Here is a 22800-nt window from a genome sequence, read left to right on the forward strand (position 1 = left end):
TAAACATGATACACTTACAATTGACTGTAAGAAAGGGGTTACAATTTGCATGCGCTCATTTGAAGAACGATTGACGAACCACCTGGAAGCGACGGCGCTTCTCGCGACACTGATTCAACCTTCACGCGATCAGCTCCGACTCGATAAATTAGATACATTTTCAAAGAAGTTAATCCGACGCGACTATACGATTGCCTTCGCCGGTCATTTTTCTGCCGGTAAATCCAGTATGATCAATGCCTTGACGGGCGAATCCATTCTCCCAACGAGTCCCATTCCGACGAGTGCGAATATCGTCACGCTTCGTCAAGGCGAGACCGACGAAGCGATTGTTTCCTTCCATGATCGAAAAGCAGTCCGTCTAGCCTCGGAAGATGATTTGCAACACTTACGCCATTTCGGCCGTGACGGCACCGTCCAACAAATCGACATCACCCATGCGACGTCCACTTTACCACCTGGTCTCGTCCTGATGGATACGCCAGGCGTCGACTCCGTTGATGACGCCCACCGGATTTCGACTGAATCGGCGTTACATGTCGCCGACTTAATCTTTTATGTCATGGACTATAACCATGTCCAATCTGAACTGAACTTCAGCGTCACAAAAGACTTACTCGCTTCTGTTCCTGAACTCTATTTAATCGTCAATCAAATCGACAAACACCAAACATCCGAGCTGCCATTCGATGCCTTCAAACGCTCCGTCGAAAAATCGTTTGCTGAGCATGGTGTTCAGCCAAAAGGCATTTTCTTCACGAGCCTGCGTGAGCCGGAATTCGCGGGGAACGACTTTTCTGCCGTCAAGCGATTGGTCGACCAAAGTATTCGTGACGCCCAGCCGAAATTGATCGAATCCGCTCAAACGACGCTCGAGGTCTTACACCAGGAACACATCAACTATTTAGAAGACATGATTGAAGAAGCATCTGACGCCATGCGGCATATGGTCTCGGCGACCGAACGCGCAGAAGCGGAGCGTTTGTTTGACCGGCATGCACAAGTCAAACATCAATTGACCCTATTTGCCCCGGAACAATGGAGCAGTCGTTTTTCGGCACACCGGGAAAGTTTACTTCGCAATGCGACGTTGATGCCGTTTGAATTGCGCGAAAAGATGAAAACGTTCCTCGAATCCCGGCAACCTGCATTCAAGGTCGGATTGTTCCGGAGCGCTAAAAAAACACAGGCGGCGCAACAAGTCATCGCTGACGATGTCCTGCGCGCACTCCAGTCTGTCACTGCTTCTGAAATTGCGCTTCATCTTCGAAAACTTATGAAACAATCGCTAGCGGAAATTGATTTGCTGTCTGACCAGCACTCGTTACGAATCGATCAACTCCCACTTGATCCACCGTTAGCCGTCATCGAGGAAGCACTTCAAGACGGCATCACAATTACCGGGGAATCGGTCTTGCAGTTCACGAATCGGGTCGTTGCATCGGTCAGTGCTTGGTACGTCAAGGAAACGAACCATTGGCGAGAAGCGGTCCGCCAGGAGTTGACGCATGAAAACATCCCTGCGAAAGCGACGCTTCAAGCTGAATTTGAGACGCTCGAACAAAAATGTGACGTGATGACAACGTTCAAGAATGCGGAACAGGTGTTAATAAGCTACCTCGAACGGGCGAACGAACCGACCACTGACGATATGACAGCAGCACGTGAGCAACTAGAACAGTGGCATACGCAGCTTACGCAGGCGACGCTCGACATCGAGACGTTTACAGGAATCAATCCAGTCGTGACACAAGAGATAGAAACTACGCATGAAGAAACGCTTCAAGCTGTCCCATCCCGTTATACATTAGAAGAGATGCAGCAAATCCAGACCATCCTCTCCGGTGTCCGCGGGTTCGAGGACGCTACGAAGTATTTGCAACAAAAGCTTGCGCGCGTGACGACAAGCGACTTTACGATTGCCTTATTCGGTGCTTTCAGCGCCGGCAAATCTTCGTTTTGTAATGCTTTGCTCGGTCAGCGTGTCCTACCGGTCTCACCGAACCCGACGACGGCATCGATCAATCGGATTAAACCGGTCACGGCGACGCATGTCCACGGGACCGCAACGATCCGGTTTAAATCGGAGACTGACCTTCTCAACGACTTGAACGAAGCCCTGCAAACGTTTGACGCAACGATGCCGTCAGTCACTGCCGTCGTCACATGGTTGCGCGAACGGACGACAAGCGACTTGAAAGATGCCTCTTTCTTACGCGCGTTCCTAAAAGGATATCCGACGGTCGAACCTTTCATCGGTACAGAACAGACAGTCGATCAATCGGCATTCGAGGAGTATGTCGCGCAGGAACACCTCAGTTGTTTCGTCGATGTAATCGACCTGTATTTCGACAGCCCGTTGACACGTCTCGGCATCACGCTCGTCGATACACCGGGTGCCGATTCCATCAATGCCCGGCATACGGACGTCGCATTTGAATACATTAAAAATGCGGATGCAATCCTGTTCGTCACCTACTACAATCACGCTTTCGCCCGAGCCGATCGTGAATTTTTGATTCAACTCGGCCGGGTTAAGGATGCATTCGAGCTCGATAAAATGTTCTTCGTCGTCAATGCGATTGATCTCGCAACTTCGACAGCGGAACAGCAAGATGTCCTACAATACGTCGGCACGGAACTAAAACGATTCGGCATCCGTGCACCACGTCTGTTCGGCGTCTCGAGCCTCAATGCCCTTGCCGAGAAACAACAAGGGATTGATGAACAATCCGGCATCGATTCGTTCGAACAAGCCTTCCATCACTTCTTGAACCATGATTTGAAGGGGCTCGCGCTTCAATCCTTGACGGAAGAGACGGACAAGACGATCCACCGCCTCAATCAATTGATTGATCAGACAGAACGGAACATCGCCAGAAAAGATGCCCGATTGACGGAACTCGATGCGCTCGAACATGAGATCACGGCACACTTCTCGAACGGTCGGGTCGAACTCGTTCACCATGAGCTATTTGCTGAGATTCATGAATTGTTACATCACGTCAATCAACGAATCTATTATCGTTTCCCAGACTTTTTCAAGGAAGCCTATCATCCGGTCCGGTTTGCGAACGAAACGAAAGCAGTCGCTTTGCAACAAGCACTCGTCGAGTTACTCGGATTTTTACGCTACGATTTCGAACAAGAATTACGTGTCACCCATTTCCGAATCGATAGCTGGATCCAACGTGCCATCGCAAAGCGCTTTGACGAAGAGGCGATGTATGCTACGAAACTGAACCCGTCGTTCCAACTATCACCGCTCGATCCGCCAACGCTACCTCCGATGACGTTCAGCGGTCCGTTCCAAGATGACACGAAATACCGTTCCGTCAAAAGCTACTTCCGGAACGCAAAGGCTTTCTTCGAACGGAACGAGAAGGAGCACTTAAAAGACGCGCTGGTCGCGTTGACGAAACCAGATGCCGTCAGTTATCTCGAAGGCGAAGAGTCACGCCTTCGTCATCTAACGGAGCAACATCTCGACGACGTCTTCGCGACACTCTATGCCGAGTGGACAGAGACATTATTGAGGCAAATCGAAACGGAACGTTCGACTTTGACGGATGCGCATCCACTGGACTCATTCAAGACCGCACAAACGAAGCTCTCTCACCTACTCGAACAATCTGTTCGCTAACGCTGGTAGACAAAGTCGTATGGGATGATAACAGCGAAGCTGATACGTGTTAAAGCAGCGTTCTGTCTTGAATCGTTTCCAACACGAAAATCATTCCGACAGCATACCCGTGTAGAATTTCCACTACTCATGAGGGGTTGTCTACAACCTGAAATCAACTAGTATATAACTAGCTGATTAAAAAAAGAGGAATTGCCATCATCGTAGATGCGCAGTTCCTCTTTTTTTACTTCATAAATTTTACGATAGTCCAAGATATCTGTCTTTACGAAATACCAGGGGTCAAGTCGAATGTCCAATCGTGGCCACCGTCTATTCGTCAAACCAGTGGTTACGGATAAAGTAGAACGTCATGCCGATCGCGACAAGTGCCATCGCTCCGAGCGTCATAAAATAACCATAGCGGACCGTCAGCTCGGGCATATATTGAAAGTTCATCCCGTAGATGCCGGCGATGAACGTCAACGGCATGAATATCGTCGTAAAGATCGTCAACGTCTTCATGATGTTGTTCATGCGGTAAGAGTTTAAAGAAATGAAGTTTTCCCGGAATTCTGACGTCATCGCCCGATTGTACTCAATCATGTCGTTGAGTTTCAGCAAATGGTCGTAGATGTCACGGAAAAATGCCTGTTTGTTCGGATGAATTGCCAGTCTCTTCGATTCAATGACCCGGTACAACAAATCCCGCATCGGTAAGACCGTCCGTGCTAACTCAAGCAAATCCGAACGAATGTCGAAGATGTCTTCCATGACTTTTTTATCATTACCTTCCTTTTCGTATCGGCTTTCGAGTGAAAAAATCCGGTCTTCCAAATTGTGCACGATCGGGAAATACCCGTCGACGATCTTGTCCATGATTTTATGGACGACTTCGACCGTCAAGTGCTCCTCTTGTCCTTCAATACTTTCAAAGGCACGAAAAACGAAATCGACTTCCGGTGATGCTTGTTCATGATAAGAAACCACATAATGTTCACTTGCGAACAGATTGATTTCCTTTCCTTTTAACGAGGGTTCTTCAACCGCATGCAATACAAAAAAACTGTACCCGTCATAATATTCGAGTTTCGGTCGTTGCAAATATTGAAAACAATCTTCAATCGCGAGCGGATGAAACGTAAACGAGGAGACGAGTAACTGTTTCTCCTGTTCTGTCGGTTGGTCGAAATCAACGAAATACCACTTAATGTCCGACCGCGTTAAGCGATCAAGATTCGTATCGACGAAAACATGATTGTCCTGTGTGACAATGAGGGCACGAATCACCAATGAACACCTTCCTTGCTATTTTCTCACTTTAGTATGGCAAAACCGATCTTAAATAGCCATCATCAAAAAAAGGACTTGCGCCAATTAGTAGCACAGTCCTTGATCGTTCACCCGCGTTCAAAATAAAATCCACTCCAGTAGACTTGGCGATATGTGAATTCTTTCCCACTTTTCGTTGTCACGAGCATCTCATCTTCCGAGACGACAGCGATCTTGATCGGCGTTTCACCATGATCCGTCAAGTAATTGAGAATTTCAAGATGGCGGTTCAACCACATACGGCGCCGAAACCAACGAAAACGGCTAAATGCGGCGCTAAAGTGGAGAAGCGACAATAATATGATGATCATTCCGAATGGAAGCGGAATTTGGAAGAGCGCGATGATATAAAGATCGGCGATGATGAGGAAGACAGACAGCCCCATCTCCGTCATCTCCATGAAGGAAGCTTTATACGTCGCGAAATACGTCATGACACGGAATAAGACAATGACGGTCAAGTACGGTACGAAATAAAGTTGGAACACCTTGTCAGAGCCGCTATTCATGAACATCAATAAGGGTAAGAAGAAGAGCAACTTCCAGATCAGGATGGCGGAATAAAACAAAGTGTGATCCGTGTAGCGTTTGCGTAAGATGGTTTGACTAATGTTCATTGCCTTCCCCTCCTTCAAACGTGACTTTGCGCTAAGCCATTGATGTCGGGACATGATGCCTATAAGGGTATCTTTCCTAATCGGACGCTTTTTAACCGTCTATTTACAGTTTTTTTCATCCATATGTAGAGTATACGAAAAATTCAGAATAAAAGATTTACTTTCCCATCATTCCCCATATTTTAATGTACTGATGATATTAAGATTTGTCACCAGCGTACTTTTTCTTTAGACTAGATGAAGAGTCTTAAGAAATGAGTTGAATGAACATGTATACACACATTATCATCGGTGCCGGGATTTTAGGTGCATCGACAGCCTATCACCTATCAAAACAAGGGGCGACCGTGCTTTTGATTGACCGAAAAGAGAGCGGACGCGCAACCGATGCAGCAGCCGGCATCATCTGCCCCTGGATGACACAACGTCGCAATAAAGCCTGGTACCGCTTAGCAAATAATGGCGCTCACTATTACGATACGTTAATCGAAGAGCTGGAAGCGCTTGGCGAAACCGCGACCGGCTACCGAAAAGTGGGCACGATTGCGCTACATGAATCGTCAAAAATCGAGAAGATGAATACGATTGCTGAAAATCGATTTCCGGAAGCCCCAGGCATCGGACGCATCGAACGACTCGACGCTTCTCAGGTCAAATCTCTATTCCCATTGATCGATACGGTCGAAGACGCGTTGTTCGTCTCCGGTGGAGCGCGCGTCGATGGTCGTGCTTTGCGTGGTGCACTCGAGCGTGCGGCAATCCATTACGGGGCGACTGTTATTGATGCGGATGCGGAATTACTCATCGAAACAGGACAAGTGCAAGGTATTTCAATCGATGGACAACCGCATTACGCGAAGCACGTGATTTTGACGGCTGGGGTCTGGATCAATGAATTGTTACGTCCGCTCAAGCTCGAACTCGATATCCGGACGGAAAAAGGACAAATCCTTCATCTTGATTTAGAGGAAACGAAAACGAAACATTGGCCCGTCATCATGGGGCAACGTGGACTCTATCTCGTGTCGACGGAAGATGGTCGTCTTGCTTTAGGATCGACCCATGAAAAACAACTTGATTACAACTTACAACCGACCGTCAAAGGGATGCATGCGCTTTTAACGCGTGCCCTCCCTGTCGCACCACGACTCGAAGAAACGAACATCCATGAAATGCGGGTTGGTCTACGTCCCTACACGAGTAATTCGTTACCGGTCATCGCCTCACTCGATGCTCACCCGAACGTTTTCATCGCGAACGGCCTCGGTGCATCCGGATTGACGATCGGCCCTTATCTCGGACGCGAGCTCGCAGAACTGGCGCTCGATCAACCGCTCGAGATTCCGTTAGGGGATTACGTTCCGACTTATCACAACTAATTTGTTTGACGATAGGAGATGACTCATGGATCCGATTAAACCATTTGTACCCGTCGAAACCTTTACCGCGTTAGATATCCGTGTCGGAACGATTCGTTCCCTCATCCGTGACGAGAGTGAACCACACCTTCTCAACGTGACGGTCGACTTCGATGGACACGATCACTCTTTTTTACTCGACTGGGTCGAAACCCGGTTCGACTATGAAGAAATTTTAGGGAAACAAGCCATCGCGATCCTGAACGTCGAGGGCGCGCGTACCGGTTTCACAGGTCGTATCCTTGAACTTGGTCCGCTCGATCAACTGATGCCCGTCCTCGTATGTCCGGAACATCCAATTCCGGATGGAAGTCGCGTCAGCTGAGACGACTCCGCCTGAAAGTTCATCATGGCACATCTTTTCAGTTGCACAGCTTCAAGAGGAAAAAACACGTCTTGTCCAAGGTAACTTTATCTACACGCAAATCGAAGGGATTGCCCATCAACTTTAAGATGGCAATCCCTTCGATTTTATCGTCAGTTAGCGGTGTGTCAGCCCCTCTTCCATCGTCATGATCGCGTTAGCCGTTCGTCTTCTCAAGGTAATGGACGCTGAAGTGATGGTTCGCATCCGTCCAGTAGGTGACGGCACGAAAGCCACTTTTACCCGCCAACTGCTGAAATTCTTCGATGCTATATTTGTACGAATTTTCTGTATGAATCGTTTCACCTTCCTGGAACGTAAACGACTGACCGTTGATTTGTACGATCTGGTCAACCCGACTGCGGATGTGCATCTCGATTCGACCTTGCGCTTCATTATAAAAGGCTACATGCTCAAACCTTGTTTGATCAAATGTTCCATCTAAGACACGATTGATGTGGGTCAGGATGTTTAAGTTGAACGCTTCCGTGACGCCGGCCATATCGTTATACGCTCGATGAAGGATGTCCGGATTTTTTTTCGTATCGACACCGACTAAAAAGCCGTCTCCCACTTCGAGTAAATGAGATGAATGGCGCAAGAACTCCATCGCCTCCACTGGATCAAAGTTACCAATCGTCGATCCCGGGAAGAAGATAACTTTTTTCAGTGCGCGGTCGACCGGTAAGGTGATCGGTGTCGAATAGTCGCCACAAACCGCTTTAATCGAGAGATTCGGATAATCCTTTGACAATTCCGCCGCCGACTGTAGTAAATAGTCCTTCGAGATATCGATTGGGACATATTCTTCCAACCCGTGCAGCGAACTGAGCAGACTTTTGATTTTCCGACTACTGCCACTCCCATACTCAATCAATGTATGGACAGGACCAATCTTATCTGCAATCGTCGTTTGGTGCGTCGTCAAAATCTCGAGTTCAGTGCGCGTCGGATAATATTCCGGTTGTTGCGTAATCTGCTCGAACAGTTCCGACCCCGTTTGATCGTAAAAATACTTGGCGTGAAGCGTTTTAGCCGGTTTCGATAAACCAGCTATGACTTCTTCTAACATATTTTGCTGCGTCGTATATAAATCAAAGCTCTTCACTTGCTGACTCATCTTACAGGTCACCTGCCAAACGGAACCCACTGAATTGCCACCGCTTATCCGGCGGGAAGAAATTACGGTACGTCTCACGGATGTGATCGTCCGGCGTCACACACGCGCCACCCCGTAACACCATCTGGTTACACATGAACTTTGCATTGTATTCACCTAGTGCTCCTTCAAGCGGTCGACTGCCCGGGTATGATGAATAGGCACTGGCCGTCCATTCCCAAACGTCACCAAACATTCCTGTCAATTCGTGCTCGGCCCGTACAACCGGTGCCGGATGGTACGTCCCTCGTCCCATCATGTTCCCTTGTCTTGCGACCGTTTTTGCCGCATGCTCCCACTCCGCTTCTGTCGGGAGACGTTTTCCTTTCCAACGACTATAAGCATCCGCCTCATAAAAGCTGACGTGACAAACCGGTTCGTCGAGTGCGAGTGGTTCGACACCATTTAATGTGAAGACAGACCAGTCCCCCGACTCATCCTTCATCCAGTAGAGCGGTGCTTTCCAGCCGAGTTGCTTGATGACTTGGTACCCGTCAGAAAGCCAATATTCGGACGTCTCATAACCTCCAGCTTCGATGAAAGCTAAGTATTCCCCGTTCGTCACGGGCGCGGTTGCCAGTTCAAATGGATTCAACCATACTTTATGGACAGGACTTTCGTTGTCAAACGCAAAGCCGGTCCCATCATGACCGATTTCAATCAATCCTCCGTCAAATGTTTTGTAAGCAGGACTGACATTCGTTTCAGCAGTCGGCGCGACCGCTTTATTTTGATAGGCCGGTAACAAGGGATTGACGAACAAGTTAAATTTCATATCCATCAAAATAAGTTCCTGATGTTGCTGTTCATGTTGCACCCCCATCTCAATCAAACCTTCAATTTTATTTTGACTCGCCGCGTCGCGATCTTGTCTCAAGAACGTATCGATTGCCGCATCGACGTACGAGCGGTAGGCGATGATTTCACTTACAGTCGGCCGCGACAAGACACCTCGTTGATGGCGCGGTTGATACGGACCGATTGAGTTGTAATACGAATTGAACAGATAATTGAACTGTGGATTAAACACTTGATACGCTGCATCGTATTCCTGCAAAATCATTCGTTCGAAAAACCATGTCGTATGCGCGATATGCCATTTAGCCGGACTTACATCAGCGCTTGCTTGGATTACGAAATCTTCCGGTTCAAGTGGATCAATCAATTCAATCGTCTTATCACGGACTCGCGTAAACTTTTCGATTAAGTACGTTGTCGTTTCTGTGTTCATATGCTATGACACCCCTTTTGATGGAATTTTCTGAAAAATAACCATTTAACTATTACCCTAGTTTTATAGGAAGTATGCAAAAAAAAGCAGACGTCGTCGAGACCGTCTGCTTTTTCTACTTTTAATTGCCTTAAAATACTTTATCCCCATTAAAGATTGAGTTCTTGACGACGACATAGTCGACCGTCCGAATCGCTTGCAATTTATTTCCTCCGGCGTACGAGATCGACGATTGCAAATCTTGCTCCATCTCCGTCAATGTATCGGCTAAGCTCCCTTTATGCTCAACAAACATCTTTTTCCCCTCGACGTTCTTTTTTTCACCTTTTTGGAACTCTGATGCCGAACCAAAGTATTCTTTGACGCGGACACCATCGACTTCATGCGTCTCACCAGGCGATTCTTCGTGCCCGGCAAACAATGAACCAATCATGACCATCGTCGCACCAAAACGGACGGATTTCGCAATATCACCGTGTGTCCGAATTCCTCCATCCGCGATGATCGGCTTGCTCGCAGCTTTAGCGCACCAGCGAAGTGCTGCCAATTGCCAACCGCCTGTTCCGAATCCTGTTTTAATCTTCGTAATGCAGACTTTCCCGGGTCCGATTCCGACTTTCGTCGCATCCGCACCTGCATTCTCGAGTTCACGGACAGCTTCCGGCGTTCCGACATTTCCAGCGATGACGAAACTGTTCGGTAAAAATCGTTTAATGTGCTGAATCATTTGAATGACCGCGTCTGAATGACCATGCGCGATGTCAATCGTAATATACTCCGGCACGAGCCCTGCCTGTGCGAGTTCTTCGATGAACGCGTATTCTTCGATCTTGACGCCGACACTAATCGACGCAATTAAGTTTTTCGCTTGCATCGTCTCAACGAACGTCCGTCGTTTTTCTGGTTCAAAGCGATGCATAATATAGAAATAACCATTTTCGGCTAAGTACGTCGCAATCGATTCATCGATGATGGTTTGCATGTTCGCCGGAACGACTGGTAGTTTGAATCGTCTTCCACCAAACTCGACCGTCGTATCACACTCAGATCGACTGCCCACGATTGACTTTGCGGGAATCAATTGAATATCTTCATAATCAAATACTACATCCATTTTCAACACTCCAAATAACGAATATTTTTTAAACTATTGTTTATAATCGTTCGTACTTGAACACTATATCGAATGCAGATTGTCATGTCAAAGGATTTAGAGTGATTTCTCACCTAAAAGCAAATATTTTTGTCTCATAAATGATTTATCGTTCGTTTTTTCATTCTTTTTTATGCTTCAATCGCTATAATCAGTCTTTTCAACAGTCAAAATATCTTAATTTCGATTTTTGAATGGAAATCGATGTTAGATCATGCAGTGCGAATGAGCGTGTAGACAAACTCTTATGAAGCATGAATAGGCTATAACGAGAGGCAATCCGTTCGCACTCCCCTGTCTCGCCTCGTCTTCAAAGCAGCAACCGGTCGCTTTTCGCGGTCTAAAGCGATTCGAGACGGATTGCGCTCTAAACTGTCTGCATGACTGGATTTCTGTCACGGTATTACCTGAAAAGCGTCATGTTTCGTTGACTCCTACGGGAAAAAGTGCGTTTTTAACGTACGTTCAGAGGCAGGCAGGACCCTGCTCGTTGACCGCTAGAATCCAAGTAGCAACGGCTTGCGCCTCGCCCGAGAAAAGTAACGAAAAAAGACGCTGTATCTCCCGATAGCACGTTGTCTACAGTCTGGCGAATGATCGTCGTTCTTCAAGATGAAAGTACGTCCATTCAAGCGATTCACCATTAAAACAGCCAATCAGGCGTGTTAGTCGAATGATTAATCCAGTTTCTTCATATTAAGTTGCGCATGATTGCATACACAGAAGGTTGACCTTATTCAGTTGTAGCCGCGGATGATCGCGACGCCAGAAGGACTAAAAAGTAATAGTTATTAATTTTTTTGCGGCATGTACTATAAAACATCGACATCGACAACAATCATTATCTCCTTACACTAAAAATTCTTCTTTTAATAGTGCAAACATCGTGAAGTCTTCCCAGTTTCCATTAATATATAGACTTTTCCTAGCAAGTCCCTCTCTTCGAAAGCCTACTTTTTCGAGAACACGGCTTGATCCAATGTTCTCAGGCATTACTTCCGCCCGTAACCGATGAAATGCATACTTGTCAAAGAGCAATGCAACTGCTTGACTGACTGCTTCAGCCATCAATCCTTGACCATTGTAATTGCGGTCAAGTTGATAGCCGATCATACATGTTTCAGCTGGAAACCGTTCAATGAACGAAGCAGATACTTCGCCGATTAATGCATTGTTCTCCTTCAGGAAAACACCAAACGCATAGTAGCGATCATCTTGCATCTTTTGTAAGGTTTGACGAATCCGTTCTTGATGGGCTCCAAGAGAATACTGTTCTTCTTTCGGTTTAAGTGGCATCCAAAATTCAAAGTGCTCCCGGTTTCGTATGTTCAGTTCCAACAATTCTAATGCATCTTCTTCTATATAAGCTCTAATAAAAACACGACTCATCCTTGAACATCTCCTTTTTAAGTAACACGCCCTCTAAATATCTTGAAGTTAAACAGTTCAAACGTTTGATTATTATATTTTGGGGAAAACAAATTAAGCAGAACAGATGACAATTCAATGACAATCGTTTTACTACATGACATTAAGGAGGAGAGCATGCAGACAGACCAAGAACTATTCGAACAAATCGAATTAAAAAATAGTCATGCCCTCGAGTTACTTTACGATCGGTATGAAACTTCTCTTTACCTTCTACTTAGACGCGTGACAACTGATGAAGCACGGATTCAACGGACGTTGGCACATATTTTTAAAGCTGTTTGGACCGAGCCACGCCGGCATACTTCCATTCACGGTTATGTCCTGGCAGCGATTAAACACGTTCAACACCCTACTCAGCCTGCCCATTAACTACAAACAGACCTTGTCACTTTTATTCGTTAGGCCGAGACCGAACCCTTTAAAATTTAGGTGCACCTGGTGTTATTTCAAGTTTTTTAGTAAAATTTAACGATTTTTCTGTTTATTCCTTCCTTTTTTTTCGAAGGCATGCTATATTATTAAGTAATTATTGTTGTTCGGTGGAGATAAGAAGATTACTCTTTTAACTCGATGAAATTGATCACGGTAGTAATAATCAGTGTGACTCAGTCGCACGCAGGAGGCAACACACATGGAACAAGGTAAAGTAAAATGGTTTAACGCAGAAAAAGGTTTTGGCTTCATCGAACGTGAAAGCGGCGACGACGTTTTCGTTCACTTCTCAGCTATCCAAACTGATGGCTTCAAATCACTTGACGAAGGTCAAGAGGTTTCTTTCGAAGTTGAAGAAGGTCAACGCGGACCGCAAGCAACTAACGTTACTAAACTTTAATTTCCTTAGAGGATTCGCATTTGCGAATCCTCTTTTTTAATTCTTTTTCCGATTCCCCTTTCTTTCTCTCATCGGCTATGGTATATTATTAAGTAATTATTGTTGTTCGGTGGAGATACAAAGTTTACGCTTTAACTCGATGAAATTGATCACGGTAGTAATAATCAGTGTGACTCAGTCACACGCAGGAGGCAACACACATGGAACAAGGTACAGTAAAATGGTTTAACGCAGAAAAAGGTTTTGGCTTCATCGAACGTGAAAGCGGCGACGACGTTTTCGTTCACTTCTCAGCTATCCAAACTGATGGCTTCAAATCACTTGACGAAGGTCAAGAGGTTTCTTTCGAAGTTGAAGAAGGTCAACGCGGACCGCAAGCAACTAACGTTACTAAACTTTAATTTCCTTAGAGGATTTGCTGATGCAAATCCTCTTTTTTAATTCTTTTTCCGATTCCCCTTTCTTTCTCTCATCGGCTATGGTATATTATTAAGTAATTATTGTTGTTCGGTGGAGATACAAAGTTTACGCTTTAACTCGATGAAATTGATCACGGTAGTAATAATCAGTGTGACTCAGTCACACGCAGGAGGCAACACACATGGAACAAGGTACAGTAAAATGGTTTAACGCAGAAAAAGGTTTTGGCTTCATCGAACGTGAAAGCGGCGACGACGTTTTCGTTCACTTCTCAGCTATCCAAACTGATGGCTTCAAATCACTTGACGAAGGTCAAGAGGTTTCTTTCGAAGTTGAAGAAGGTCAACGCGGACCGCAAGCAACTAACGTTACTAAACTTTAATTTCCTTAGAGGATTTGCTGATGCAAATCCTCTTTTTTAATTCTTTTTCCGATTCCCCTTTCTTTCTCTCATCGGCTATGGTATATTATTAAGTAATTATTGTTGTTCGGTGGAGATACAAAGTTTACGCTTTAACTCGATGAAATTGATCACGGTAGTAATAATCAGTGTGACTCAGTCGCACGCAGGAGGCAACACACATGGAACAAGGTACAGTAAAATGGTTTAACGCAGAAAAAGGTTTTGGCTTTATCGAACGTGAAAGCGGCGACGACGTTTTCGTTCACTTCTCAGCTATCCAAACTGATGGCTTCAAATCACTTGACGAAGGTCAAGAGGTTTCTTTCGAAGTTGAAGAAGGTCAACGCGGACCGCAAGCAACTAACGTTACTAAACTTTAATTTTTTAAGACCTTGCTGATGCAAGGTCTTTTTTTAATTTCATTCATGATAAACTTCATACGTATAGAAAGGAGAACTTCCATGCAACTCTCAATACAAGAACAATTGCAACATGTCTTACAAGCAAGACACAACCATTTGATGGCTGGAAACCGAGAAGCGATGAATGAACTCTTAACTCCTAATTTCTCGTTCATCGATGGACTTGGACGACAATTCGACGCAGAAACTTATTTAGATCACTATGTTGACGTTGATTTGATAAAATGGGTTTCTTCTATAGATGAATCGATGACTGTCGAGCTTTTTGAGACGACTGCCTTAGTACAAACGTTGACAGAGGACCAGTTTCAATATGGGACGACGTCTTATGTAGGACGTTTTCGTATCGTCTCCCTTTATCAACTGACGGACACAGGCTGGAAGTGGCATTTTTCGCAAGCGACGTCGCTTGATCAAGATTAAATAAATTCAACGCTCTACTAGACTCGCTTTAAAGATTGACTCCTTAATTATTTAATCTTTAAAGCGTGACTTAAGCCAGTTTTCCTGACCATTACGGACAGGAAAACTGGCTTTTTTTGTCTCTGAGCGTATATAAACAAGCACTTTTTCTGCAGAAGTTGCCTAAAAATACTGAAAGCTGGTCCTAGGCATCTCTAAAATTGAGTTTCGGTCGATTCTTGAGTCAATTCCTTTTTATATTCCAATTCGGTACTTGAAATCTACTCGAAAGCAATTTGAAAATCCGTTTTCATTCCGTTACACTAAAGTTGCATGTATTTTCTGAAAATTAACGAGAAAGAAGGAATTGGATGACTGTTTTTAACTTTTCCGCAGGTCCCGCCGTTTTACCTGAACCTGTCTTACGTAAAGCACAATCGGAATTATTGAATTATCGAGGGTCCCATCAGTCTGTCCTCGAGCTCAGTCATCGCTCCGCCCTATTCGAAGCAATCTTAGACGATGCAACGTCGCTCGTCCGCGAACTGCTTGAAGTGCCGTTAGACTATGATGTCTTGTTCTTGCAGGGTGGCGCAACGCTCCAATTTTCCATGTTGCCACTGAACCTTGCGATGACTCATCGTGTCGACTTCATCGATACGGGCGGCTGGTCGCAAAAGGCGATTGCCGATGCTGCTCCTTATGCATCGACACGCATCATCGCCTCTTCCCGTGACGATCACTATCGGTCGATTCCGGCCGGTCCTTTTATTTCGGATGCCGATTATCTACACGTGACATGGAACAACACGCTTGAAGGGACGACTTTTCAGGAAGCTCCACGTGTCAACGTCCCGCTCGTCGCTGATTTTTCTTCATCAATTTTATCAGAACCGATTGATGTCAACGCGTTCGACGTCATCTATGCAGGTGCTCAAAAAAACCTCGGTGCTGCCGGTATGACACTTGTCATCATCAAAAAAAGTTTAGTCGAGCAGACACCTTCTGCTCTCGGTTCATACTTACGTTATGACGTTCATGCGAAACACCATTCACTCTACAATACACCACCTACGTATAGTATTTATTTAACGAAACTCGTTCTCGAATGGATAAAACAAGAGGGCGGATTACAGACAATCACGGCACGCAACCGTGCTCAAGCCGCCTCGCTTTATGATGCGCTCGACCACTCCAACCTGTTTTCGAATCAAGTCGCTCACGCAGATCGAAGTTTGATGAACATCCCGTTTTCGACGGGACAACAAGCCTTAGACGATGCCTTTATCGCATACGCCGAACGACACGGCTTAGTGAACCTACAAGGACATCGTTCTGTCGGCGGTATGCGGGCTAGCCTTTATAATGCGATGCCGACCACTGGTGTCGAAGCTTTACTATCCGTCTTACGTAAATTTGAACAGGGGGAACGTTAAATGTACCAAATCCAGTTGTGGAATGATTTGTCTGAAAAAGGGCTGAGTCGCTTTACGGACGATTACCACGTCCATCGCCAAGTTGAGGCACCAGATGCTTTCCTCGTTCGAAGCAAAGACTTACACGGGATGCAGTTCGCCGACTCCCTGAAGGCAGTCGCCCGTGCTGGCGTCGGTGTCAACACAATCCCGCTCGACCAACTCGCAAATCGTGGAATCCCCGTCTTTTCGACGCCCGGTGCGAATGCGAATGCCGTTAAGGAACTTGTCATCGCCAGTCTCTTTTTGACAGCCCGAAAATTGATACCGAGTATCCTTTGGACGAATAATCTACGCGGACCAGACATCCCGGAACGGATCGAAGCCAACAAGCGGCAATTTGTCGGGACAGAACTGTTAGGTAAACGAATCGGCATCGTTGGTCTCGGGGCAATCGGGGCAAATCTTGCTAATACGCTACATGAGTTGGGGATGACCGTTTCCGGTTACGATCCGCATATGTCGATTGAATCCGCTTGGCAGGTCTCAAACCAAATTCATCGGGTGACGAACCTTGAAGAACTTCTTGCGACGAGTGACTATGTCACGCTCCACCTTCCACTCGTCGATGCAACACATCATCTGCTCGACGAACGCTTGTTGTCGAAAGTAAAACAAGGTGCGACGCTACTTAATTTTTCGCGTGGTGAGTTGATTGATGAAGCTGCACTCGCGACCGTCCTGAAATCTGGTCGCCTCGCGAACTATGTCACAGACTTTCCGAATGCCTTCATTTTATCATTACCGCGGGTCATCCCTTTTCCGCATATCGGAGCATCGACCGGTGAGGCCGAAGAAAACTGCGCCATCATGGCAGTCGATCAATTGAAGACCTTTCTCGAGACAGGCAACATTCGTCATTCCGTCAATTTCCCGTCAGTCGAGCTACCGGACTCCGGTAAACGACGCTTGACGATTGCCCATCAAAACATTCCGAACATGGTCGGTCAGATTGCTTCCGTTCTCGCGACGGAGCGGATTAACATCGCGAACATGATTAACGGTAGCAAAGGGCCGATTGCCTATACGATCATCGATATCGATAACCATCTTGACGAAACGATTTCCTTGACGCAGCTCGATGCGATTCCCGGCATCTTAAAAACACGACTACTTTAAAGGAGTGATCTCATGCCAACATTCGAACCTTTCCAGGCACTACGACCACAAAGCAAATATGCAGAAACGTTCTCTTCGCTACCTTATGATGTCTTCAACCGGGCTGAAGGACGGGTCGAGGTACGCCGTCGCCCATTATCCTTCCTTCGGATCGACAAAGCTGAAGTGACGCTACCTGATCTAATCGATGAGCACGACATGCGTGTTTATCAACAAGCTGCCCTCCACTTCAAAGATGCACGCGATAGTCAAATCTTAAAACTCGACGAAGATGAATGTTATTACCTCTATCGTCTCCGTGATGGCGAGCATGTCCAAACAGGTTTTGTCGGTTGCGTGTCCGTATCTGACTACGACGACGGCTTCATCCGTAAACACGAATTTACGCGTCCTGATAAGGAGCGAGATCGCGTCCGTCAAATCGATGCGTTAGAGGCACATACCGGTCCCATCCTACTCGCCCATCAACCGGATGATGAACTCAATCGAATCGTTGCAGAACAGAGTACAAATGTCCCGCTCTATCAGTTCACCACCGAGGACGGGATTGAACATACCATTTTTAAGATTACAAATCGTTCTGACATGCTGACGATCGGGAGTCAGTTTGCTCGTCATGATGCACTGTACATCGCGGACGGACATCACCGGGCAGAAGCGGCATCAAAAGTTGCAAAATTACATCCGGACAACGATGAAGCACAACTGTTCCTCGCTGTCTCCTTCTCAAGTGACCAACTAAAGATCATGGGGTATCATCGCGCTGTCGAAGATCTTTACGGACAATCGGTCGACGAATTACTCGAACGGATCAGTCAACGCTTCACCGTGACGGTTGGTCGTGCTGAAACGACGCAAAAACACCGGTTTGAGATGTATCTTAAGCAACAATGGTATACGCTCGATTACACAGCGCAGCAGACGACTGTCAAAGACAATCTTGACGTCTCTATCCTTCAACATGAACTTTTGACACCCTTTTTAGGGATTGAAGATCCTCGGACCGATGCACGGATTCAATTCGTCGGTGGCATCCGTGGGTATGCCGGACTAGAACAACTCGTTGATCACGGGACGATGGCAGTTGCCTTTCACCTACATCCGACCGACTTGACGGATTTGATGCAAGTCGCGGATGCAAATCAAGTCATGCCGCCAAAATCGACGTGGTTCGAACCAAAACTGCGTAGCGGTTTACTGATTCATCGCTTTTTCAGCTAACGATATAAAAGGATTGGCGCAAAAATTGCGCCAATCCTTTTTCTTATCCATTCTTTACTTGTAAGATCGTCCCATGGATTGGCCCTACGTTGATTTCACCAGCCCACTCCGTTCCGTCCAGTAAGTCGACTGCACGTCCTGAAAATTCGAACCGCGTTTCTTTCTCCCCATTGTTGATGAGGATTAGATAGTCCCCATGTGGTGAGGAGCGCCGGATAACGAACTGATTTTTTTCGTCATCGATTTGCTCAAAGACATACGATGCTTCGTTTGCGAGCGCCGGATGAGCTTTTCGTAACGCAATCAATTCCGTTACGTAGCTAAGCAGTTCTGTATCTTGTTTTTCTTGATCCCACTCCATACATTTCCGGTTTGCCGGATCCTGCCCACCGCTCATACCGATCTCATCACCATAATAGATGACAGGACTTCCCGTGAAGGTTAAGAGCGATAATAAAAGCAGTCGCATCCGTTCCTTATCGCCACCCGCTCGTGTCAATGCACGTGGTGTGTCGTGCGAGCCAACTAAGTTAAACATCACCTCGTTGACGTTCATCGCGTTCCCGTTCAAGTTCCGGACGACGGCATAACTAAATTCAGAGGCTGTCGTTTCTCGTGTCGCAAAGAAGGTCAAGAACGCTTCCGTCAGTCCGTAGTTCATAACGGCATCAAACTGATCTCCAAACAACCACTCTTGCGAATCCGTCCAGCATTCTCCGACGATATAGGCTTCCGGATTTGCCGCACGTACTTCTTTTCTGAAGTCACGCCAAAAGGCATGATCGACTTCACTCGCGACATCGAGCCGCCAGCCGTCAATTCCAAACTGTTCGACCCAGTATCGCCCGACTTTCAACAGATAGGCTTTGACATCCGCATTCGCCGTGTTCAGCTTCGGCATGTTCGCTTCAAAAGCAAATACTTCATAGTTCGGCGGGTCCATCTCGAGCGGAAACGAATCAATCATGAACCAATCGGCATATTCTGAATCAGCCCCCCGTTTGATGACATCCTGGAACGTCGGGTGGTCGACACTAACATGATTAAAGACGGCGTCGAGTAATACGCGAATCCCGTTCGCATGTAACAGTTCGACCATCTCACGAAACTTCGCTTCCGTCCCGAATGCAGGATCGAGTTTCAAATAGTCAAGTGTGTCGTATTTATGATTGGAGGGTGCGGCGAAAACCGGACAGAAATAAATTCCGTTAATCCCCAAGTTTTTCAAATAACTGATGTTGTCAATCACCCCTTGAAAATCGCCACCGAAGTGATTCTCGTACGCCGGTGCTTCCGACGCCCACGGGACCGTTCCTTGTCGGTCGTTCGTAACGTCTCCATTCGCAAACCGGTCAGGGAAAATTTGATACCAGACCGTCTCTTTGACCCATGCTGGGGCATCGAATACATCGACTGCATTGATGTACGGAACGGCAAAATAATAACCGGGGTGGTCGAGCGGAATCTCGTCATACCATCCCCGTTCCGTGTAGATTGCCGTTTCCTCAGCAGTCGACAACTCAAATCCATAACGGACGCGTCTTCGACTCGGTTTTATGGCGACGAACCAATAGTCGTGCGTCGCGTCAGCACCTGTCCGCATCATCGGTGTTTGCTGCGTTTTCCAAAACTTTTCTTTATCCGGATCAAAGTTCCAGTCCCGATCCTCTTCTCGTTCTGCATCCCACTCGTATGGATCACCATGAATCAGAATAATGCGGTCGACATCCCCTTTTGCTGTCGTCAACCTGATATGGACTGTTTCTTGATCATACTTATAGACATATGGCGACATCGCCCGGTGAAAAACGGCCTGCTTATTAATAATCCGTCACTCCTTCAGAATAGCTGTAGATTTAGTTCTTGTTCCCGACTTTGTACTACTTATAAACGTTTTCCGCAAAAAGTCAGCTATTCCCTCACCATTTTGATTCAATATCTGGCTGTTTTTGATGTATACTGATAACGCAGAGGAAGCCGTCTGGTTTCCAAATCAAATCGAAGTCATGTGAAAGAGAGTGGATTCTGATGGGTCGTAAATGGAATAATATTAAAGAAAAAAAGGCATCGAAAGACAAAAACACCAGCCGGATTTATGCGAAATTTGGTCGTGAAATTTATGTTGCTGCGAAACAAGGAGAACCGGATCCCGAATCAAACCAAGCACTTAAAGTTGTTCTCGAGCGTGCGAAGACGTATAACGTGCCACGGGCAATCGTCGATCGGGCGATTGAAAAAGCAAAAGGCGGTGCGGAAGAGAACTTCGATGTTCTCCGTTATGAAGGATTCGGACCGAGCGGCTCGATGGTCATCGTCGAGACATTAACGAACAACGTCAACCGGACGGCCTCAGACGTGCGGGCTGCTTTCGGAAAAAACGGCGGCAACATGGGTGTCAGTGGTTCCGTCGCCTATATGTTTGACGCGACTGCGATTTTTGCTTTTGAAGGAAAATCGGCGGATGATGTTCTCGAGTTGATGATGGAGGCGGATATCGACGTCCGTGACATCCTGGAAGAAGAAGAAGCCGTTATCATCTACGCAGAACCCGATCAGTTCCACACGGTCCAAGAAACATTAAAAAATGCCGGTGTGACCGAATTTTCAGTAGCCGAACTCGTCATGCTCGCTCAAAACGAAGTCGCTTTATCTGAAGAAGATGTTCAGCAATTCGAAAAAATGGTCGATGCACTCGAAGATTTAGAAGATGTGCAACAGGTCTATCATAACGTTGAACTTTAAACGAAAAAAAGCAGCCGAATGGCTGCTTTTTCTTTTTTTAGCTGACGCTTGGTTTATTTACTCTTCCAATTACGCGCTACCTTATTTACAAAATACATTATGAAACGCGTTTCATGGCAAGCAAAAAAAAAGATTCTTTTTTTCAGCGTGTAGACAAACTCTTATGAAGCGTCAACATGCGATAACGAGAGACAATCCGGTCGCGCTTCCCTGTCTCGCCTCGTCTTCAAAGCGGCAATCTTCCGCGCCGCTACAGCAAAGCTGCAGGGTCGCGACCGATTGCTTTTCGCGGTTCTAAGCGATTCGAGACGGATTGCGCCTAAACCGTCTGCATGACTGGATTTCCGTCATAGTGTTACCTAAAAAGCGTCACGTTTCGTTGACTCCTGCGGGGAAAAGTACGTTTTTAACGCACTTTTAGAGGCAGGCAAGACCCTGCTTCTTGTCCGTTAGGATCAAGGAGCAACGGCTTGCGCCTCGCCCGAGGAAAGCAACGAAAAAAGACGCTTGATCTCCCGACGGCACTTTGTCTACAGCCTGAAAAAAAAGATTCTTTTTTTATGTTTAGTTCTGCAATTTAATGGGAAAATTATTAATCGGAACGGTTAATCTTTGGGATAGCCCGTTTGTTTTGTAAGAGAAGAAGGAGGAACAATCATGTCATATCCAGTCATTGAAACTTTTAAACACATCGTCAACGAGGCTACTCGCTTTAATCGGGTCGACTTTGGTGGTTACGATATTTATATGCAGACGAACGACGGTCGCCTAATTACTGCCCACATCCGCTTCGACGGTGGTGGTGAAGATCAAAACGAGGCGTATTTACTCCTCGAGTCAAGCACCGGTCAACGCCGGATGACGACACTGACGTTACATCAGTTCGAACATCTTTCATCCTATACAGCCCATAGCGAACGGATTCGAGCCCTCGAAAGTACGAGTGCTTAAGTGGTTTTCTAATACATGTCAACAGCGCCTCCCATTACAGGACGCGCTGTTTTTTTACACTTCTTCGTTTTCTAGACGCTCACGTTCCGCATGTGTTTGCGGGAAACCATTCGCTTGCCACTCTGCTTTTTGGATGGAATCGAGTTGTGTTAAGCCAACTTCCGATTCGTCTTGTGTTTGATCGACACTCGGACGACGATCGAGCTCAGCTGAATCACTGATGCTTTGATTTTGTTTCGCGCATGAACGTTTGTATTGCTGGATTCCGAAAACAGACACTGCGGCTAAGCTACCTACAAACAGACTGCGCTTTAATGTAGTATTCATGATTTTGTTCCCCCTGCTTTCAATAGTAGATGACATTACTTGAATAATGTTCCCTCAATGATTGCAGATTAATCACTTTCTAACCAAGGTTAAAAAATTTTTTCAATCCTTTTCACCCGTGTTTCTACATATTTAATAATTTAATCTAAAAACACTGGT

The 22800-nt window shown here is 46.2% G+C and carries 22 protein-coding genes; 14 read left to right on the forward strand and 8 right to left on the reverse strand.

Translation table 11 applies throughout. The features are described from left to right. Positions 1-49: 49 nt before the first annotated feature. Complete coding sequence (locus tag P403_RS0101055) at positions 50-3643, forward strand: dynamin family protein (protein WP_029330363.1); 3594 nt, start codon at positions 50-52, stop codon at positions 3641-3643. Between the two features lie 312 nt (positions 3644-3955). Here P403_RS0101055 and corA read toward each other — a convergent pair whose 3' ends face one another. Together corA and P403_RS0101065 are read right to left on the reverse strand one after the other, a co-directional pair. Continuing rightward, a complete protein-coding gene (gene corA, locus P403_RS0101060) occupies positions 3956-4912 on the reverse strand; it encodes a magnesium/cobalt transporter CorA (protein WP_029330365.1) in 957 nt (318 codons plus the stop codon). Between the two features lie 110 nt (positions 4913-5022). After that, on the reverse strand, positions 5023-5571 hold the full coding sequence (locus tag P403_RS0101065; protein WP_029330367.1) for a hypothetical protein: 549 nt from the start codon (positions 5569-5571) through the stop codon (positions 5023-5025). 269 nt (positions 5572-5840) lie between these two features. On the opposite strand from P403_RS0101065, the gene P403_RS0101070 reads away from it, so the two are divergent. Both P403_RS0101070 and P403_RS0101075 read left to right on the forward strand, forming a co-directional pair. Continuing rightward, positions 5841-6950 carry an NAD(P)/FAD-dependent oxidoreductase gene (locus P403_RS0101070; RefSeq protein WP_029330368.1) on the forward strand — a complete coding sequence of 370 codons (1110 nt, stop codon included), beginning with the start codon at positions 5841-5843 and terminating at the stop codon, positions 6948-6950. Positions 6951-6975: 25 nt separating this feature from the next. Further along, positions 6976-7314: a hypothetical protein gene (locus P403_RS0101075; protein WP_029330370.1), complete on the forward strand. Its 339-nt coding sequence runs from the start codon at positions 6976-6978 to the stop codon at positions 7312-7314. Between the two features lie 196 nt (positions 7315-7510). Here P403_RS0101075 and egtD read toward each other — a convergent pair whose 3' ends face one another. From egtD to P403_RS0101100, 4 genes are all read right to left on the reverse strand, one after another. Beyond that, positions 7511-8473 (reverse strand): L-histidine N(alpha)-methyltransferase, encoded by a 963-nt coding sequence (egtD, locus tag P403_RS0101085; protein WP_034800755.1) that lies wholly within the window; start codon positions 8471-8473, stop codon positions 7511-7513. Between the two features lies 1 nt (position 8474). Beyond that, positions 8475-9743, reverse strand: coding sequence for an ergothioneine biosynthesis protein EgtB (gene egtB / locus P403_RS0101090; RefSeq protein ID WP_029330374.1), 1269 nt, complete (start codon positions 9741-9743; stop codon positions 8475-8477). 130 nt (positions 9744-9873) lie between these two features. Continuing rightward, positions 9874-10857, reverse strand: coding sequence for a GMP reductase (guaC, locus tag P403_RS0101095; RefSeq protein WP_029330376.1), 984 nt, complete (start codon positions 10855-10857; stop codon positions 9874-9876). Positions 10858-11745: 888 nt separating this feature from the next. Then, positions 11746-12285 (reverse strand): GNAT family N-acetyltransferase, encoded by a 540-nt coding sequence (locus P403_RS0101100; RefSeq protein WP_029330378.1) that lies wholly within the window; start codon positions 12283-12285, stop codon positions 11746-11748. Between the two features lie 156 nt (positions 12286-12441). Here P403_RS0101100 and P403_RS0101105 point away from each other — a divergent pair, with 156 nt between their 5' ends. The 9 genes from P403_RS0101105 (at position 12442) to P403_RS0101145 (ending at position 18621) form a co-directional block, all read left to right on the forward strand. Beyond that, positions 12442-12696 carry an RNA polymerase sigma factor gene (locus P403_RS0101105; RefSeq protein WP_029330380.1) on the forward strand — a complete coding sequence of 85 codons (255 nt, stop codon included), beginning with the start codon at positions 12442-12444 and terminating at the stop codon, positions 12694-12696. Positions 12697-12958: 262 nt separating this feature from the next. Next, a complete protein-coding gene (locus tag P403_RS0101110; protein ID WP_012370557.1) occupies positions 12959-13159 on the forward strand; it encodes a cold-shock protein in 201 nt (66 codons plus the stop codon). Between the two features lie 200 nt (positions 13160-13359). Continuing rightward, positions 13360-13560: a cold-shock protein gene (locus P403_RS0101115; protein WP_029330387.1), complete on the forward strand. Its 201-nt coding sequence runs from the start codon at positions 13360-13362 to the stop codon at positions 13558-13560. Positions 13561-13760: 200 nt separating this feature from the next. Beyond that, on the forward strand, positions 13761-13961 hold the full coding sequence (locus tag P403_RS0101120) for a cold-shock protein (protein ID WP_029330387.1): 201 nt from the start codon (positions 13761-13763) through the stop codon (positions 13959-13961). 200 nt (positions 13962-14161) lie between these two features. Next, positions 14162-14362, forward strand: coding sequence for a cold-shock protein (locus P403_RS0101125; protein WP_029330387.1), 201 nt, complete (start codon positions 14162-14164; stop codon positions 14360-14362). Positions 14363-14443: 81 nt separating this feature from the next. Then, positions 14444-14827 carry a nuclear transport factor 2 family protein gene (locus P403_RS0101130; protein WP_029330388.1) on the forward strand — a complete coding sequence of 128 codons (384 nt, stop codon included), beginning with the start codon at positions 14444-14446 and terminating at the stop codon, positions 14825-14827. A gap of 350 nt (positions 14828-15177) precedes the next feature. Then, complete coding sequence (serC, locus tag P403_RS0101135) at positions 15178-16242, forward strand: 3-phosphoserine/phosphohydroxythreonine transaminase (RefSeq protein WP_029330390.1); 1065 nt, start codon at positions 15178-15180, stop codon at positions 16240-16242. Continuing rightward, the gene (locus tag P403_RS0101140; RefSeq protein ID WP_029330392.1) at positions 16243-17400 is read left to right on the forward strand and encodes a phosphoglycerate dehydrogenase; all 1158 of its coding nucleotides are present in this window, start codon (positions 16243-16245) and stop codon (positions 17398-17400) included. A 12-nt stretch (positions 17401-17412) separates the two neighbouring features. Further along, a complete protein-coding gene (locus P403_RS0101145; RefSeq protein ID WP_029330394.1) occupies positions 17413-18621 on the forward strand; it encodes a DUF1015 domain-containing protein in 1209 nt (402 codons plus the stop codon). Positions 18622-18664: 43 nt separating this feature from the next. Here P403_RS0101145 and P403_RS0101150 read toward each other — a convergent pair whose 3' ends face one another. Further along, positions 18665-20416, reverse strand: coding sequence for a glycoside hydrolase family 13 protein (locus P403_RS0101150; protein ID WP_235195158.1), 1752 nt, complete (start codon positions 20414-20416; stop codon positions 18665-18667). Positions 20417-20649: 233 nt separating this feature from the next. On the opposite strand from P403_RS0101150, the gene P403_RS0101155 reads away from it, so the two are divergent. Beyond that, entirely contained in the window at positions 20650-21363 is a 714-nt protein-coding gene (locus P403_RS0101155; protein ID WP_029330405.1) for a YebC/PmpR family DNA-binding transcriptional regulator, read from the forward strand. A gap of 657 nt (positions 21364-22020) precedes the next feature. Then, positions 22021-22314: a hypothetical protein gene (locus tag P403_RS0101160; RefSeq protein ID WP_029330408.1), complete on the forward strand. Its 294-nt coding sequence runs from the start codon at positions 22021-22023 to the stop codon at positions 22312-22314. 54 nt (positions 22315-22368) lie between these two features. Here the strand turns inward: P403_RS0101160 and P403_RS0101165 are convergent, their stop codons facing one another. Beyond that, entirely contained in the window at positions 22369-22641 is a 273-nt protein-coding gene (locus P403_RS0101165; RefSeq protein ID WP_029330411.1) for a hypothetical protein, read from the reverse strand. Between the last annotated feature and the right edge of the window lie 159 nt (positions 22642-22800).

The sequence above is a fragment of the Exiguobacterium oxidotolerans JCM 12280 genome (assembly GCF_000702625.1).
GTDB classification, from domain to species: domain Bacteria; phylum Bacillota; class Bacilli; order Exiguobacteriales; family Exiguobacteriaceae; genus Exiguobacterium_A; species Exiguobacterium_A oxidotolerans.

Excerpts from the sequence above, each read along its gene's own strand:
- P403_RS0101055 (WP_029330363.1), top strand. The coding sequence starts at position 50 with ATGCGCTCATTTGAAGAACGATTGACGAACCACCTGGAAGCGACGGCG.
- P403_RS0101065 (WP_029330367.1), bottom strand. The coding sequence starts at position 5,571 with ATGAACATTAGTCAAACCATCTTACGCAAACGCTACACGGATCACACT.
- P403_RS0101070 (WP_029330368.1), top strand. The coding sequence starts at position 5,841 with ATGTATACACACATTATCATCGGTGCCGGGATTTTAGGTGCATCGACA.
- P403_RS0101075 (WP_029330370.1), top strand. The coding sequence starts at position 6,976 with ATGGATCCGATTAAACCATTTGTACCCGTCGAAACCTTTACCGCGTTA.
- egtD (WP_034800755.1), bottom strand. The coding sequence starts at position 8,473 with ATGAGTCAGCAAGTGAAGAGCTTTGATTTATATACGACGCAGCAAAAT.
- egtB (WP_029330374.1), bottom strand. The coding sequence starts at position 9,743 with ATGAACACAGAAACGACAACGTACTTAATCGAAAAGTTTACGCGAGTC.
- guaC (WP_029330376.1), bottom strand. The coding sequence starts at position 10,857 with ATGGATGTAGTATTTGATTATGAAGATATTCAATTGATTCCCGCAAAG.
- P403_RS0101100 (WP_029330378.1), bottom strand. The coding sequence starts at position 12,285 with ATGAGTCGTGTTTTTATTAGAGCTTATATAGAAGAAGATGCATTAGAA.
- P403_RS0101105 (WP_029330380.1), top strand. The coding sequence starts at position 12,442 with ATGCAGACAGACCAAGAACTATTCGAACAAATCGAATTAAAAAATAGT.
- P403_RS0101110 (WP_012370557.1), top strand. The coding sequence starts at position 12,959 with ATGGAACAAGGTAAAGTAAAATGGTTTAACGCAGAAAAAGGTTTTGGC.
- P403_RS0101115 (WP_029330387.1), top strand. The coding sequence starts at position 13,360 with ATGGAACAAGGTACAGTAAAATGGTTTAACGCAGAAAAAGGTTTTGGC.
- P403_RS0101120 (WP_029330387.1), top strand. The coding sequence starts at position 13,761 with ATGGAACAAGGTACAGTAAAATGGTTTAACGCAGAAAAAGGTTTTGGC.
- P403_RS0101125 (WP_029330387.1), top strand. The coding sequence starts at position 14,162 with ATGGAACAAGGTACAGTAAAATGGTTTAACGCAGAAAAAGGTTTTGGC.
- P403_RS0101130 (WP_029330388.1), top strand. The coding sequence starts at position 14,444 with ATGCAACTCTCAATACAAGAACAATTGCAACATGTCTTACAAGCAAGA.
- serC (WP_029330390.1), top strand. The coding sequence starts at position 15,178 with ATGACTGTTTTTAACTTTTCCGCAGGTCCCGCCGTTTTACCTGAACCT.
- P403_RS0101140 (WP_029330392.1), top strand. The coding sequence starts at position 16,243 with ATGTACCAAATCCAGTTGTGGAATGATTTGTCTGAAAAAGGGCTGAGT.
- P403_RS0101145 (WP_029330394.1), top strand. The coding sequence starts at position 17,413 with ATGCCAACATTCGAACCTTTCCAGGCACTACGACCACAAAGCAAATAT.
- P403_RS0101150 (WP_235195158.1), bottom strand. The coding sequence starts at position 20,416 with ATGTCGCCATATGTCTATAAGTATGATCAAGAAACAGTCCATATCAGG.
- P403_RS0101155 (WP_029330405.1), top strand. The coding sequence starts at position 20,650 with ATGGGTCGTAAATGGAATAATATTAAAGAAAAAAAGGCATCGAAAGAC.
- P403_RS0101160 (WP_029330408.1), top strand. The coding sequence starts at position 22,021 with ATGTCATATCCAGTCATTGAAACTTTTAAACACATCGTCAACGAGGCT.
- P403_RS0101165 (WP_029330411.1), bottom strand. The coding sequence starts at position 22,641 with ATGAATACTACATTAAAGCGCAGTCTGTTTGTAGGTAGCTTAGCCGCA.